This is a genomic window from Pseudoclavibacter sp. RFBB5, assembly GCF_002931555.1.
In the GTDB taxonomy this organism is placed as follows: domain Bacteria; phylum Actinomycetota; class Actinomycetes; order Actinomycetales; family Microbacteriaceae; genus Pseudoclavibacter.
On the sequence record NZ_PSTZ01000001.1, the window covers coordinates 281,314 to 295,938 of the forward strand.

At 68.7% G+C, this 14,625-nt stretch carries 15 protein-coding genes and 1 pseudogene; 9 read left to right on the plus strand and 7 right to left on the minus strand.

The genetic code is table 11. The features are described from left to right. Positions 1 to 415 precede the first annotated feature (415 nt). Positions 416 to 1,477: an alcohol dehydrogenase catalytic domain-containing protein gene (locus C5B97_RS01380; protein ID WP_181026848.1), complete on the plus strand. Its 1,062-nt coding sequence runs from the start codon at positions 416 to 418 to the stop codon at positions 1,475 to 1,477. Between the two features lie 46 nt (positions 1,478 to 1,523). Continuing rightward, the gene (locus tag C5B97_RS01385) at positions 1,524 to 1,928 is read left to right on the plus strand and encodes a cupin domain-containing protein (RefSeq protein WP_258067825.1); all 405 of its coding nucleotides are present in this window, start codon (positions 1,524 to 1,526) and stop codon (positions 1,926 to 1,928) included. A gap of 186 nt (positions 1,929 to 2,114) precedes the next feature. On the opposite strand, the gene C5B97_RS01390 is transcribed toward C5B97_RS01385, so the two are convergent. The 4 genes and pseudogenes from C5B97_RS01390 to C5B97_RS01405 all read right to left on the minus strand — a co-directional run bounded on the left by C5B97_RS01390 (position 2,115) and on the right by C5B97_RS01405 (position 5,190). Further along, positions 2,115 to 2,996: a helix-turn-helix transcriptional regulator gene (locus C5B97_RS01390; RefSeq protein ID WP_104310351.1), complete on the minus strand. Its 882-nt coding sequence runs from the start codon at positions 2,994 to 2,996 to the stop codon at positions 2,115 to 2,117. A 608-nt stretch (positions 2,997 to 3,604) separates the two neighbouring features. Further along, a complete protein-coding gene (locus C5B97_RS01395) occupies positions 3,605 to 3,955 on the minus strand; it encodes a hypothetical protein (protein WP_258067826.1) in 351 nt (116 codons plus the stop codon). A gap of 41 nt (positions 3,956 to 3,996) precedes the next feature. After that, positions 3,997 to 4,134 (minus strand): annotated as a pseudogene (locus C5B97_RS18345) (hypothetical protein); the annotation flags it as partial. A gap of 171 nt (positions 4,135 to 4,305) precedes the next feature. Continuing rightward, positions 4,306 to 5,190, minus strand: a complete 885-nt coding sequence (locus C5B97_RS01405; protein WP_104310354.1) for an aldo/keto reductase — start codon at positions 5,188 to 5,190, stop codon at positions 4,306 to 4,308. 275 nt (positions 5,191 to 5,465) lie between these two features. On the opposite strand from C5B97_RS01405, the gene C5B97_RS01410 reads away from it, so the two are divergent. The 6 genes from C5B97_RS01410 to C5B97_RS01435 all read left to right on the plus strand — a co-directional run bounded on the left by C5B97_RS01410 (position 5,466) and on the right by C5B97_RS01435 (position 10,671). Further along, positions 5,466 to 6,068, plus strand: coding sequence for a PTS glucitol/sorbitol transporter subunit IIC (locus tag C5B97_RS01410; protein WP_104251554.1), 603 nt, complete (start codon positions 5,466 to 5,468; stop codon positions 6,066 to 6,068). Continuing rightward, positions 6,065 to 7,144 carry a PTS glucitol/sorbitol transporter subunit IIB gene (locus C5B97_RS01415; protein WP_104310355.1) on the plus strand — a complete coding sequence of 360 codons (1,080 nt, stop codon included), beginning with the start codon at positions 6,065 to 6,067 and terminating at the stop codon, positions 7,142 to 7,144. The genes C5B97_RS01410 and C5B97_RS01415 overlap by 4 nt, the downstream gene beginning before the upstream one ends. A gap of 74 nt (positions 7,145 to 7,218) precedes the next feature. After that, positions 7,219 to 7,593, plus strand: coding sequence for a PTS glucitol/sorbitol transporter subunit IIA (locus tag C5B97_RS01420; RefSeq protein WP_104310356.1), 375 nt, complete (start codon positions 7,219 to 7,221; stop codon positions 7,591 to 7,593). Between the two features lie 3 nt (positions 7,594 to 7,596). Next, a complete protein-coding gene (locus tag C5B97_RS01425) occupies positions 7,597 to 8,082 on the plus strand; it encodes a transcriptional regulator GutM (RefSeq protein ID WP_104310357.1) in 486 nt (161 codons plus the stop codon). 48 nt (positions 8,083 to 8,130) lie between these two features. Then, a complete protein-coding gene (locus tag C5B97_RS01430; RefSeq protein WP_104310358.1) occupies positions 8,131 to 9,432 on the plus strand; it encodes an NAD(P)H-dependent oxidoreductase in 1,302 nt (433 codons plus the stop codon). 285 nt (positions 9,433 to 9,717) lie between these two features. After that, positions 9,718 to 10,671, plus strand: coding sequence for a sugar-binding transcriptional regulator (locus C5B97_RS01435; RefSeq protein ID WP_104310359.1), 954 nt, complete (start codon positions 9,718 to 9,720; stop codon positions 10,669 to 10,671). Between the two features lie 511 nt (positions 10,672 to 11,182). On the opposite strand, the gene C5B97_RS01440 is transcribed toward C5B97_RS01435, so the two are convergent. The 3 genes from C5B97_RS01440 to C5B97_RS01450 all read right to left on the minus strand — a co-directional run bounded on the left by C5B97_RS01440 (position 11,183) and on the right by C5B97_RS01450 (position 13,413). Continuing rightward, the gene (locus C5B97_RS01440) at positions 11,183 to 11,713 is read right to left on the minus strand and encodes a YjbQ family protein (RefSeq protein WP_104310360.1); all 531 of its coding nucleotides are present in this window, start codon (positions 11,711 to 11,713) and stop codon (positions 11,183 to 11,185) included. A gap of 89 nt (positions 11,714 to 11,802) precedes the next feature. Next, entirely contained in the window at positions 11,803 to 12,651 is an 849-nt protein-coding gene (locus tag C5B97_RS01445; RefSeq protein ID WP_104310361.1) for a class II fructose-bisphosphate aldolase, read from the minus strand. Between the two features lie 27 nt (positions 12,652 to 12,678). Then, positions 12,679 to 13,413, minus strand: coding sequence for a triose-phosphate isomerase (locus C5B97_RS01450; protein WP_104310362.1), 735 nt, complete (start codon positions 13,411 to 13,413; stop codon positions 12,679 to 12,681). A 197-nt stretch (positions 13,414 to 13,610) separates the two neighbouring features. On the opposite strand from C5B97_RS01450, the gene C5B97_RS01455 reads away from it, so the two are divergent. Then, positions 13,611 to 14,387: a 1-acyl-sn-glycerol-3-phosphate acyltransferase gene (locus tag C5B97_RS01455; protein ID WP_104310363.1), complete on the plus strand. Its 777-nt coding sequence runs from the start codon at positions 13,611 to 13,613 to the stop codon at positions 14,385 to 14,387. Positions 14,388 to 14,625: the final 238 nt, after the last annotated feature.

Below are 14,625 nucleotides of genomic sequence, written 5' to 3' on the forward strand. Positions count from 1 at the left end.
CGCCCGCCCCCGCTGGCCATCTTCCGGGATGGGACGGCCCCGGATGCGCCCTTCGCGCCCGGGGAGCTCGCATCAACACGGAAGCTGGCCGCCGCCGCCGCCGCCGCCGCCGCCGCCGCCGCCGCCGCCGCCGCCGCCCGCGCCGACGCGCAGCGCCCTGCCCCGCTCTTCCTGTCCAACATCAGTGCAATATCAGCCCCTGAGTCGCAAAAACGTCGCCTGGAGCCCGAATCTGCACTGATGTTGGACACGCGTCGTCGGCCCACCGTCCCAGGCAGGGCATGCCAGTACCTGGCACGACCGCCCCTTCCGGGCGCAGGCTGGAATCGATCCAATGGTGGAGCGGCGGCGGCCGGCGCTCTCGAGAGGGCGGCGTGGCCCGCCGCAGTTCCCGGAAGCGCAACGAGAGGCACCCATGAAGGCCACGTTCATGTACGCAGCAGGCGACGTCCGAGTCGAGACCGTCGCCGACCCGACCATCAAGCAGCCGACCGACGCGATCGTCCGGGTGACGCAGGCGTGCATCTGCGGCTCGGACCTGCATCCGTATCACTCGATGCAGGCCAGCGAGCAGGGCTCCCCGATGGGCCACGAGCTCATCGGCACCGTCGAGGAGATCGGCGCCGCCGTCACGACCCTCAAAGTCGGCGACTTCGTCATCGCCCCGTTCGCGTTCCAGGACAACACGTGCGTGTTCTGCCGCGAGGGTGTGCAGACGTCGTGCGTCCACGGCGGCTTCTACGGCAGCCCCGAGATCGGCGGTCTGCAGGCCGAGCTCGCGCGCATCCCGCAGGCCGACGGAAGCCTCGTCGTCGTGCCCGGCGTCGACGCGGCCGCCCTCGGTCGAGGTGAGAGCGCGGAGCTCGGCGCGAGCCTCCTCACGCTCTCCGACGTCTACCTCACCGGCTACCACGCGGCCCACATGGGTCGCGTCGAGGCGGGCAAGACCGTCACCGTGATCGGGGACGGCGCCGTCGGCCTCTCCGCGGTGCTCGCGGCCAAGCAGCTCGGCGCCGAGCGCATTATCCTCATGGGGCGGCACACCTCGCGCACCGACCTCGGCGTCGAGTTCGGCGCGACCGACGTCGTCGCCGCGCGCGGCGACGACGGCATCGCGCAGGTCATGGACCTCACGAGCGGCGAAGGCAGCCACGTCGTGCTCGAGGCAGTCGGCCACATGCCCGCCTACGAGCAGGCGTACGGCATCGTCCGTCCCGGCGGCGTCATCTCGCGCGTCGGCGTGCCCCAGTACGAGGAAGCGCCCATCGGCTTCGGCTCGCTCTTCGGCAAGAACGTCACCCTCACGGGTGGGCCAGCTCCCGTGCGCGCGTACATGGAACCTGCCATCCAGCAGGTCCTGAACGGTGACATCAACCCGGGTCGCGTCTTCGACCGCACGATCGGCATCGACGAGGTGCCGGCCGGCTACGCAGCCATGGATGCGCGGGAAGCCCTCAAAGTGCTCGTCCAGATGTAGTCGCCCCGCGGCCGTACGCACCACAACCCGAGAAAGGAACCTCCTCGTGAGCACAGAACTCCAGCCGAAGAGCCCGACCAACAAGGGGCCAGCCGAGTGGTTCACCGGCGACGTCTACTTCAACGCCTACTACGCGGGCACCGAGCCGTCGCGCACCCGCCTCAACCTGGTGCGCTTCACACCTGGTGCGCACACGGCCTGGCACCGCCACGCGGTTGGCCAGACGCTGCACGTCACCGAGGGCTACGGGTACGTGCAGTCGCGGGGCGAAGAGCTCATCGAGCTGCGGCCCGGCGACACTGTGTACACGCCAGCCGGCGAGTGGCACTGGCACGGCGCATCCGCCGACAACTTCATGTGCCACCTCGCCCTCTGGGAGGCACCCGGGGCTGACTCCGACGGGCCCGAGACGGTCTGGGGCGAGCTGCTGACGCCGGAGGAGTACCCGTAGCCCTAGCGGCTCAGGAGCAGCGACGAGGGTGGGGATAACGCTGGCACCAATGCTGCGTTCGCCGGACTTCGCCGAGCAAGAGTGAGCCAGAAGCATCCGGAAGCAGCGACTCCGGATGCTTCTGGCTCACTCTTCTTGCCTGAGGGGGGCACCGGGCAGGAGGCGCGCCGCTCCGTGCTCCCGCTACTACTGCTGGTGGGTCAGCGAGACGCCGGCGGGGAGCTCCGTGGCCGCCCAGGACGCGAGCATCCGTAACCCGTCGGCGCTTGGGCTGCCCTCCGCGGCCGTGTAGACGTTCATCGTCAGGCCGGGCTCGCTCGGCAGGGGCAGTGACTCGAAGTTCAGCTCGAGCAGACCGACGACCGGGTGGTTCAGGCGCTTGACGCCGCTGCGATGGAACTTCACGTCTTTCGCCGCCCACATCTCGCGGAAGAGCTCGCTCTGCGTCGACAGCTCGCCGATGAGCTGGTGCAGCTTGGGGTCGTGCGGGTTCCGGCCCGCCTCCATACGCAGCATCGATGCGGCGTCGGCGGCGATGCGGTCGAAGTCCGGCCAGAAGTCGCGGGCGGCCGGGTTCAGGTAGATGTACCTCGTCGTGTTCACCGGGCGGCGCGGGTCGTCGAAGACGGGGGAGTACAGCGCCCGACCGAGACGGTTGGCTGCGAGCACGTCGTGCCGGTCGTTGCGCACCCACGCGGGAGCCTCGGAGAACGCGTCGAGCATCTGGCGCACAGCCGGACGCAGCTCGCCGCCGCTCTGCTTCTTCGACGCTCGGCGCGACGGTGCGCTTGCCCTGGCGAGGTTGAAGAGGTGCTCGCGCTCAGCCTCGTCGAGCTGCAGGGTCGAGGCGATCGCGTCGAGCACGCTCTCGGATGCGCCGGAGAGGTTGCCGCGCTCGAGCCGCACGTAGTAGTCGACCGAGACGCCCGCGAGCATCGCGACCTCCTCGCGGCGCAGCCCCGCGACACGGCGATTCCCGCCGTACGCGGGCAGGCCGGCCTGTTCGGGGGTGATCTTCGCCCGGCGGGAGCTGAGGAACTCCTTCACCTGCTCGCCCACGTCGTTCATAGCTCCAAGCTACGCCTGGCGGCGCTGCCAGGGGGAGGTCCCACGAGTACCTGTCACCCGGGAGAGTGAGGGGTTCCTCGTGAGTTGACAGCCAGGGTGACGTCAGGGGCATCGAGAGTACGGGATGGTGGGATCTCCCGCTCACGTCACCTTCACTGTCACGACCGGAAAACGAGAGGCTGTGGTTGGGGCTGCCGAGGTCGGAGGCATCTCCAACCGAAGGCTCAGACGTCGGAGCCTTCGTGAGCCGACAGCCAGGGTGACGTGGGTCTGCGTGCGGCCAGGTAGCTGCGCATGCCTTCGCTCACGTCACCTTGACCGTCAGCAGTATGGGAACGCAACAGTGCGTAAACGCAACAGTGCGTGAACTCGGCAGTATGGGAACTCAGCAGTGCGTGAACTCGGCAGTGCGTGAACTCAGCAGTGCGGGAACTCGGCAATGCGTGAACTCAGCAGCGACAACGAATCAGTGCGGGCCGCATCGAACTGCGGCCCGCACTGCGAAAAGTGTTGCGCCTGTCCGCACCTGTAAGCCCCGTGGGAGTCAGGAGCGAGGGTGCCGCGGATCAGCCTCGTGGGGCTCTCGTCTGCGCGGCACGCCCTGAGCGTCAGTTCGCGGATGCTGACTGCCCGCGGCGTGCGACCTCGGCGATTTCCGCCGGGAAGGCGGCAGGCTCCCGGTCGAGGGGGAGCGTGTCGGGGTCGAGGGCTGCGTCGAGCGCGCCTTCGGCGTCTGCCTGCAAGGCTGCGAAGACGGGGTCGAGGTCGGGCTGACGGGGGCCACGCTCTGCGATCAGTTCGAGCGTCTTCCGGTTCGCCGCCGCGGCCGTCACGCTCTCGACGAGCATCCGCGTGATCTGCGAGCGGGCGACTGAGTCGTTCTCGGGCGAGCCAGCGCGCCGCGTATCGCCCTGCAGGAACAGCAGCTCGGGATGCGCGGTGGCGCTCTCGTCGAACACCCCGGACGCACGATCGTGTCGTCGCTGCCGCTCGCGCGCACGAGGCGCTCAGCGCGACGCTTCCAGTCGTGCGACTGCGAGGCCCGGTTGTAGCTGCTGTCGTGGACGGTCACCCCGCTCGAGGTCATGAGCGCGACACGGACGCGTCGCCCGTCAAACGCCTCGAAGGTCGCGCGCACGATGCCGTAGTCGATGGCTTCCGCCTCAACAGCGGGGTTGCTGGCCAACTTCCGGGACTAGACCGGTGCAGGCGCACGTTTCGGGCATGTTCTTAAGGTCTCGTCCCGGAAGCTGGACCCCCGCGGAGGAGCCAGCGCCGCGCCCCGGGTTCAGGCGCGTGCCGCAGCCGGTCAGGCCTCGGGGATGGGCATCCCGTACGCCTCGAGAGTCAGCGACTCCGGTTCCGGCCCGCGGCGCACTGCCTTGTCGAGGGCGTCGATCTGGGCGACCTCGTCGGCGGTGAGCTCGAAGTCGAAGATGTCGAAGTTCTCGGCGATGCGGTGCGGCTTGACCGACTTGGGGATCACCGAGCGGCCCTCCTGCACGTGCCAGCGCAGCATGACCTGCGCCGGGCTCTTGCCGTGAGCGTCGGCGATGGCGCCGATGGTCGTGTCCTCGAGGGTGCTTCCGCCGTCCCCGTCGCGGTAGAACGTGATGCCGCCGATGGGCGACCAGGCCTGGTCGAGGATGCCGTGGCGCGCATCCGCGTCCTGGACGTCCCGCTGCTGGAAGTAGGGGTGCAGCTCGATCTGGTTGAGGGCTGGCACGACGTCGGTCGCCGCAAGCAGCGCCGCGAGGTGGTCGGGCATGAAGTTGCTCACGCCGATGGCGCGCACCTTGCCGTCGGCCAGGAGGCGTTCGAGGGCCTGGTAGGCGCCGACCGTCTTCTCCCAGGCGGTTGGGAGCGGCTGGTGGAGGATCAGGAGGTCGATCTGCTCGACACCCAGCTTGCGGGCCGACTTCTCGAAGGCGTGCAGCGTCTCGTCGAAGCCGTAGTCGCTGATCCAGATCTTGGTCTCGATGAAGATCTCGTCGCGGGGGAGCCCGGACGCGGCGATCGCCTGACCGACTTCGCGCTCGTTCCCGTAGGCGGCGGCCGTGTCGATGTGTCGGTAGCCGACGCGTAGGGCTTCGGCGACTGCGGCCGCCGTCTCCTCTGGCGCTGACTGGTACACGCCGAAGCCGATGGTGGGCAGTTCGACGCCGTTGTTGAGGGTCAGGTTCGTGGTGCTCATGCTGGAAACGCTACGTCGCGGGGCTGATGGGAGACAGGTTCTGTCAGGGCCCGTCAGGGGAATCGAAGCCGTTTCGAACGGCGGCAAATCTCCTCTTGCGCACGGGGGCGCTCGTGCCTACACTTTCGGCAGGTGCACAAACGATCAGATCTATTTGCAACTTCGTGCACACCCCGACAAAGGAGTCAGAACATGCGGTCTAAGTCGCCGCTCGCCGCCCTCGCGGCCAGCACCGCCGAGCACAGCTCGGCGAACACGTCGGGAGGGAAGCCGGCATGGAAGTAATCACCTGGATCGCCGAGAACTTCATCGGCCTCTTCAATGCCTCCGCCGAGAGCCTCATGGGTCTCATCACCGGCATCCTCCCCCTGCTCCTCGTGCTGCTCACGGCAATGTACGCCGTCACCACGTGGATCGGCGAAGAGCGCGTCACGCGCGCTGTCCGCTGGGCAGGCAAGTACGCGATCACGCGCTACACGGTCATGCCGATCATCGCCGTGATCATGCTGACCAACCCCATGGCCTATACGTTCGGTCGCTTCCTCCCCGAACGCTACAAGCCGGCGTTCTACGACTCCGCGGTGTCGTTCGTGCACCCCGTCACGGCGTTCCTGCCGCACGCCAACGCAGGTGAGCTGTTCGTCTGGACCGGCATCTCCGCCGGAGTCCTCTCGATCGCGCCCGACAAGTACGCGACCCTCGCCGCCCTCTACTTCATGGTCGGCATCGTCGTCATCTTCATCCGCGGCATAACCACGCAGTGGATCACGAAGGTGCTCATCAAGCGCGGTGGCCACGAGGCGACGTTCGCTCGCTTCGACGAGATGTACGCCGAGGGCCACCTCCAGGGCTCCAAGACCGAAGGTGGTGTCCTGTGAGCACAGACGCTGACAACACGAACGCAGGCGCTGCCGACAAGGGTGGCGCGGGCACGGCCGACTACAAGGGCGTCAAGGTCAACCGCGGTCGCGGCGGCTGGGGCGACGGTCTGACCCTCGTTCCGAACGCCGAGAAGAACATCGTCCTCTCGGTCACCGGCGGCGGCATCCACCCCGTCGCGCAGAAGATCGCGGAACTGACTGGCGCCGAGGCGGTCGACGGCTTCAAGAACAACGTGCCGGACGCGAACGTGCTCTGCGCGGTCATCAACTGCGGCGGCACGGCGCGCATCGGCGTCTACCCGAAGAAGCGCATCCCGACCGTGGATGTGTACCCCGGCGAACCGGGCGGCCCGCTCGCCCAGTTCATCACCGAGGACATCTTCGTCTCCGACGTCGCGCCCCGCGACGTGGTCGCGCTCGATGCCGAGGCAACCGCAGCGGCTGGCGCACCCGCCGCGGCAGCGGCTCCGGCGCAGAGCCCGGAGGAGATCGCAGCGAAGGCCAAGGCGGATGCACGCGCCAGGGTCGCCGCTCAGGGAAGCGGATTCACGGGCTTCGTCGTGAAGTTCGGCAACGCCATCGGCTACTTCATCAACACGCTGCTCTCCTCGGGCCGCCAGGCGATCAAGCTGACGCTCAACACGATCCTGCCGTTCATGGCGTACGTCTCGCTCCTCATCGGAGTCGTCACGTACACGGGTGCCTCGGACTTCATCGCCAACGCGGTGTCCCCGCTCGCGTCGAACCCGATCGGCCTGATCCTGCTCGGCGTCATCACGGGCCTCCCGTTCCTGTCGCCGATCCTCGGCCCAGGTGCCGCGATCGCCCAGGTCGTCGGTGTCCTCATGGGTACGCAGATCGCGGCCGGCGCGCTGCCGGTGCAGTACGCGCTGCCGACGCTCTTCGCGGTCAACGGCCAGGTCGGCTGTGACTTCATACCCGTCGGCCTCTCCCTCGGTGAGGCAGAGCCCGAGACGGTCGCGGTCGGTGTCCCCGCCGTGCTCTTCTCCAGGCAGATCACGTCGCCCCTCGCGGTCGTGCTCGCCTACTTCGCCTCCTTCCTCCTCGTCTAGGTGGTGCCGGGCGGGCCGAGACCCGGCCCGCCCGCGCATCCGCTGCACCCCTGAACCAAGAAAGGGACCACAACGTGTCCACGACCATCTGGCAGTCAGAAATCGCCCGTATCGGACCCGACGCGAACGACATGTTCGAGGGCGGCGTCTACATCCTCTTCGGCGAACCCGTGCCGGACGCCCTCGCCGAGGTCAGCCTCGTGCACAAGGGGCACACGGGTGAGTTCGTGCCCGTGCAGGCGGGTGACGAGTTCGTGATCGGCGACGAGGCGGTCACGGTCACCGCGGTCGGCGACCTCGCCAACCCGAACCTGCAGGAGCTCGGCCACGTCGTGCTCTACCTGAACGCGGACGACACCGCGCTCCTCCCCGGCGCCATCCAGGCGACCGGCTCCCTCTCCACACCCACCGAGGGCGCATTCGTCAGCGTGCGCCGGAACGAGGCCTAGATCATGGACTGGAGATTCCCCGCCGTCCTCGTGCTCGCGCTGGTCCTGAGCATGGTCATGTCCGGCGTGCAGATGCGCGCCTACATGGGCCAGGTCAACGAGATCGCGAAGGCCAACGCCGGCAAGAACCTGAACCTCGTGAGCGGCCGCGGCAAGGGCGCCTTCCGCGGCGCGATCGCCGTGCTGCTCGTCGACCCCACGACCCTCGAGGTCGTCGAGGCCCGCGCGCTCGTCGGCTTCAGCGTCTTCGGCCGCCTGAAGCCGGCCCCCGACCTCGAGGGACCGCTGAAGACGGTCTTCGACCGTGCGGCGGCCCGCCACAAGCACCTCGGAACGGCCGTGCGCCAGGCCATCAGCATGCTGCCCCACCAGGTGCGCGCGCAGGTCCAGCTGCCGCCCGTGAAGGGCAAGGCCAAGCGCGGTCAGCCGACCGCCATCAAGGGCGCCGCGCCGAAGCAATTCGCCGGCCTCTCCCGCGTCAGCAACTAGCCCCGTATCAGCCACCAGGCCCACGACCCAAGCACCAAAGGAACGCACATGAACTACACGCAGCGCCTCATCCAGCGCGAAGCCGAGCTTGGCCGACCCATCCGCGTCGGCGTGGTCGGGGCAGGTCAGATGGGCTCAGGCCTCATCGCCCAGATCGAACGCGCCAAGGGCATGGAAGTCGCCGTCGTCGCCGACATCGCCGTCCAGCGCGGTGTGGATGCGTACACTCGCGCCGGCCGCACCGACGTGCAGGTCGAGAACGACCTCGCCGTCGTCGCCGAGCACATCGAGGCCCGCCGCCCCGTCGTCATCAACGACGGCCTGCTCATCCCGAAGCTCCCCGTCGACGTCGTCCTCGAGGTCTCCGGCGTCACCGAGATCGCCGCGCAGGTCGCCTACGCGTCGCTCCTCGGCAAGAAGGACGTCGCGCTCATGACCGTCGAGGCCGACGTGACCGTCGGCCTGTTCCTCGCGAGCATCGCCAACGCCGGCGAACAGGTCTACACGATCTGCCGTGGCGACGAGCCCGTCGAAGCGCTCAAGCTCGTCGAGCACGCGACCGACCTCGGCCTCACCGTCGTCGCCGCCGGCAAGGGCAAGAACAACCCCAACCGCCCCACCGACGTGCCGGAAGACGTCATGGAAGAGGCCAAGGCGAAGAACATGAACCCGCGCATCCTGTGCGAGTTCACCGACGGCACCAAGACGCAGATCGAGATGGCGTCGCTGTCGAACGCCACCGGCTTCCCCGTCAACAAGCCGGGCATGCACGGCCCCGCCGCCGACATCGCGACCCTCGCGACGACCCTCATCCCCGTCGAGGACGGCGGCGTGCTCACCTCCACCCCGGCCGTCGAGTACACCGTCGAGGGCGACGTCGCACCAGGCGTCTTCGTCGTCGTGAAGTCGGAAGACGACGTCGTCACGCACGAGCTCGACTACCTGAAGCTCGGCAAGGGCCCCTACTACGCGCTCTACCGCCCGTACCACCTCGCGTCCGTCGAGGCGATCCTCTCGATCAGCGAGGCCGTGCTCGAGCGCCGCGCCGACTTCCAGACCATCACCTGGCGCACCGAGGTCGCCTCGAAGGCGAAGTTCGACCTCACGGCCGGCACGAAGCTCGAGGGCATGGGCGGACACCACGTGCACGGCTGGGCCGTCGACGCCGACGAGGCGCGCGCCAACAACTCCATCCCGATCGGCCTCATCTCCGGCGGCATCCTGAAGCGCGACATCAAGGCGGGCGAGATCGTCTCCTACGACGACGTCGAGCTCGACGAGACCCGCCCGCTCATCGCGATGCGCCGCCTGCAGGACTCGCTCGTCGCCGCCGGAGTCATCGGCGTCTGAAGGCTTCCTCATCCTGCCGTGCCGTTGCCGCTCGGTAGGATCATGTGAACCGGACCACCGGTGCCGCGCCTCGCGTGCGGCACCGGCACGGCTCCCGAACGGTGCGGATGCACGGCTCGGGAGCCGTGGTCGTCCGGCCTCGCTCGCACGCAGAACGCGGGTCGACCACGAGACCGGGGCAGGCGGAACGGGAGCGAGCAGCGCCGCGCATCGCTCCGCAGCCGGACCGGCGCGGGCCGCCGCACGCCGCACGAACCGCCGCACCACGACGAAGGAGCAGACGAGATGCCAGCACCTCGCAACGCCGAGACCCTCGTCCGAGCGGCGCGCCTCTACTACCTCGACGGGCTCTCCCAGAGCGACGTCGCGAACGCCCTCGGCGTCTCCCGGGCGAGCGTCTCCCGCATCCTCTCGGCAGCCCGTGACCAGGGCATCGTCGAGATCCGCATCCACGACCCGCACGTCGTCGGCCGCGTGAGCGAGCTCGAGCAGCAGATCGTTGACGCGTTCGGCGTGGGCGCCGCCGTCGTCGTCGCGAACCTGCCGGGCCGGCATCCGCTCGACGTGGTAGCTGGCGCGGCCGCCGACTACTTCGCGGAACGAGTGCCATCCGTCGGTTCGGTGGGCCTCAGCTGGGGCAAGTCGATCGACGCGTTCGTCGAGCAGATCCACGTCGAATCCACAGGGCGCGCGCTGACCCTCTGCCCGCTGGTGGGCGGCATGCCCTTCGACTCCGGGCCCGCCGGCAACACCGCCCTCGAGCGCCTGTCGCAGAAGTCGGGTGCGAAGGCGTTCCGCTTCGAGTCGCCAGCCGTCGTCGAGTCGCCGCAGACCTGGGCGGCCCTCACGCGCGAGTCGTCGATCTCGTCCGCGATCAAGCGGGCGACGGATGTGCAGCTCGCGTTCGTCGGCATCGGCTCGTACGGCCTCCACGCGTCGCGGCACATCGTCTCCGCCATGCGCCTCAGCGACGACGAGCGTGCGGACCTCGACGCGCAGCAGCCGGTCGGCGACATCTGCGGCCGCTTCTTCGACGCATCCGGTCGCGCCCTCGGCTCGCCCGTCTCGGAGCGCGTCATCGGCATCACGCTCGAGCAGCTCGCCGCCATCCCCGAGGTCGTCGGCTTCGCGGCCGGCGCCGAGAAAGCCCCGGGTGTCGCGGGATCCCTACACACAGGCGCGCTCGACAGCGTCATCCTCGACGAAGACCTCGCCCGCGCCCTCGTCGAACTCGTGTAAGCGAGCGGCCGCAGCTGCTGCCGCCGCGCGACCGCAGCAGCGCTGCCGCACCGCGCTACTGCTGCCGCGCTGCCGCGCTGCCGCACCGCCGTGCCGCCGCTGCCGCGCTGCCGCACCGCATTGCGGTTGCCAGTGTTGCCGGGTCGATCTGCGCTGGTGGCTGCGGTTCCGGGTTCGGTGCGAACGCTGCCAGTCAAGTAGCCCTTTTGCGCGGCCTGGCTGCCATCGCTGCCAGCGATGTGGCCCTTTTCGCGCGGGCTTTTGGGCCATTCGACTGGCAGCGTTCAACGCGCAGGCTGCGGAGTCGCGCGGAGTCGCGCGGAGTCGGGGCTCGTGGCAGAGCACAGAGCACAGAGCACAGCGCACAGAGCACAGAGCGCGGAGCCAAGAGCACAGGATGCAGAACGACGCCGGCCTATCGTGCCGCTGACGGGGGAGTCAGGGCGAGATCGACCGGTGGTGTTGGTGCGCCGACATCGTCGGCGGCGTTCAGGAGCGAGGAAGCCGGGGCCTACTCGCCCATGACGACGACCTGGCACTTGCGCGCGCGGGCGCGGGTGCGGTCGAAGTCGACGAAGTAGATGTAGCCGGTGACGCCGACGCCGAGCTTGCCGTCGATGACGGCGAACACCTCGCTCGAGCCGAGGATCGTCGCCTTGATGTGGGCCTCCGCGTTGAGCAGCGCCGTCTTGTCGCCGCCGGGCAGGTACACCTCGGCGTCCGGCCACGACTCGACGTCTGCGTAGTGCTCGGGCCCCGGGTAGCGGTACTCGCCCTCGGGGGGTACGGCCGTCTGGTTCGGGGCGATGCGGTTCAGGACGTCATCGAGGTCGGCCTGCAGGAACTCGGTGCCGTCGTCAAGGCGGTCGTGCACGAACTCCTCGAAGAAGACGGCGCACGTCGTGTGGGGCGAGATGACGGTGACCGTGCCGGTCGTGATGCCACTCGCCGCGATCGCCTCCTTCACCTCGGCTGTGACGTCGATGTAGCTGGGGGTGCCGCCGTGTGACTGCAGCTGGAGGGTGGTCTGGGTGACGGTCATCGGTGTTCCTTCGTGGTCGTGGATGCGCGTGCTTCGACGAACGCGCGGATGTCGGTGGATGCGATGGGTGAGCGGATGCGCGGCGTCGCTCAGGCGCCCGGTCGCAGCGCCTGGATGAACTCGGCGACGTCACTCTCGACCTGCGCCGACACGGCCTTCGCGACCTTGGGGAACAGGATCGTGTTGGGCTCGTCTGCGGCCCGGAGCGCAGCATCCAGTGCCGCCTTCGCCGCGTACGTGTAGTAGTTGATCTTGCGGACGCCGCGGGTGATGGAGCGGTGGTACTCGTCGAGGGTGAGGCCGGAACCGCCGTGCATGACGATGGGCACGCCCGTCGCGTCGCGGAGCTGCTCGATGAGCGCGTAGTTGAGCTTCGGCTCCTGGTGGTACATGCCGTGCACCGTGCCGAACGAGGCGGCGAGCGCCGTGACACCGGTGCGCTCGACGAACTCCTTCGCCTGGGTCGGCTCGGTGTAGAGGGTCTCGTCGGCGATGCCCTGGCTCGGGTCGCCGTTCTCGTTGCCCGTCATGACGCCGAGCTCGCCCTCGACGCCGACACCGCGTTCCTTCGCGAGCTTCACGACCTCGGTGGTGCGGGCGACGTTCTCCTCGTAGGGGAGCGTGGAGCCGTCGATCATGACTGAGTTGAAGCCGATGTCGAGGCCGCGGGCGATGTAGTCGATGTCCTCGCCGTGGTCGACGTGCAGCACGAACGGGGCTTCGCTGCGCATCGCGAGCGCGAGCATGGCGGGCCCGATGTCGTCGATCGAGAGGGTGCTCTCGTGCACCTGCGCGTGCTGCAGGATGACGGGGACGCCGGCCTTCTCGGCTGCCGCGATGGTGCCGAGCAGCCCCTCGAAGTAGGGGGTGTTGACCGCCGCGATGGCGATGTTGTTCTTCTGTGCGTAGCGGAGCGCTTCGTCGAGTCCGATGAGCATGGGTGTTCTTCTCTCTGGGAGGGTGAGTCAGCTGGCCGGTGCGGCAGCGGATGAGTTGGTGCCGGTGGCCTGCGAGTCGCGGTGGTCGGCGAGCGCCTGGAACATCTCGGTGAGGATCTCGCGCCAGTCGGGGTGCTTGATGATGCCGCTTGTGCCGCCCGAGCAGTCGGCGCCCTGCTGGAGGACGCGCGTGATGTCGGCGCCGCGGCTCACGCCGGCGGCCTGCACGACGAGGATCGACGGGTCGACGTTCTTCACGATCTGGGTGGTGCGCTCGATGTAGTCGCCCGCATCCATCTGCCCGGTGCCGATGTTCGCGGTCGGCTCGCAGATCATGCCCGACGGGTCGAGGTCGGCGACGGCCCGGCACTGCAGGTCGGAGTCGGCGCAGACGATGGTTGCAAGACCGACCTCTTCGCAACGGCGCATCGTGGCGTCGAGGTCGGCCAAGGTGAGGGGGTGCTCGGCGTGGTTGAGCACGACGGCCTTGACGCCGGCCTCCGCGAGGCCCTCGGCGAGGATGTGGCCCATGCCGCGGCCCGGCACGATCGGGTCGACGTGCTGGGCTGTGACGCAGAGGTTCGTCGTCTCGGCGACGACGGACCGCAGGTCGATGTGCTGCGCGGTGAAGACGACGTCGATGTCGAACGCGCCGGCCAGCTCGTCGGTGAGGTGGGCCAGCTTCATGAGCTCGCTGCCCGTCAGGTAGGCCTTCGGGTTGACGATGAGAAACGGGCTCCGTACAGGGATGGGGACAGCCATTGTCAGTTGCTCCTAGCGGATGAATGCACAAAGTTGCACTGTGAATCGTACGAACGTGCAGTTAGGCAAGTATCGCATCCGCGGAACGAAACTGGCAAGGCTTCGGATGCCGGACCTCGCGAGCAGCGCCGTTCGCACCGATTTCGTCTCAGCTGCCGCGAATAAGCTGGCCCCTCACACTTGGATCAGGGAGCCACATGACTCGCGAACCCGTCTACTCATTTGCGATCGGGGTCGGCCGCACGGTGTTCGCCGCGCTTCGCGTTCGCCAGACGGTCCACGGCGCGCAGCACATCCCGGACACCGGCGGCGCCGTCATCGCGATGACCCACTTCGGGTACCTGGAGTTCGCCCTCGTCGAATGCGCCACGTGGATGCACAACCGACGGCGCATCCGCTTCATGGCGAAGCAGAGCGTCTTCGAGAAGCCCGTCGTCGGCAGGCTCATGCGGAGCATGCGGCACATCCCCGTGAACATGAAGGCGGGTGCCGACGCGTTCGCGGCGGCCGCGACCTCGTTGCGCGACGGCGAGCTCATCGGGGTGTTCCCCGAGGCGGGCGTCAGTGCGTCGTTCACGATCCGCGACTTCAAGACCGGGGCGGTGCGCCTCGCTGCGCAGGCCGGGGTTCCCATCATCCCCGTCGCTGTGTGGGGCGGGCATCGGCTGCTCACGAAGAACCGCAAGATCAGCTTGAGGGAGCGCCTCGGCATTCCCGTGCACTTCTCATTCGGCGCGCCCATCCACGTCACTGCCGGTGATGACCCCGCCGTCTCCACGGCGAAGCTCAAGACGACCATGGAGGGATTGCTCAGCGAGCTCCAGTCGAGCTACCCGGAAGACGGAACCGGCAAGTGGTGGCAGCCGCGCGCACTCGGCGGCACGGCCCCCACGCCGGAGGAAGCCGCCGCGGCCGATGCCGCGCGCGACCTCAGACGCGAAGCGGCACGGGCCGCGCAGGCCGCGCGGAAGTAGGACGCGCGTCCGCAGCGGGTCGCGGTCGCGCGGCGAGATCGTCGCCGCGAGGGACCGCGGCCGCAAGGCGTGGCGGGCTGGCGCATCGTGGCGCCTTGCGTGATGGATGGGCGCATCCAGGGCCGAAACCGCGTCCGGCGGGGCGTTCGTCACGGATGTTGGCCGGTGGGCGAGGGCTGCGGATGCTGGTGCGGCGGCGGCGATCTGTTCCGGGGCGGCAGCGGTGGTGCGGTGACCC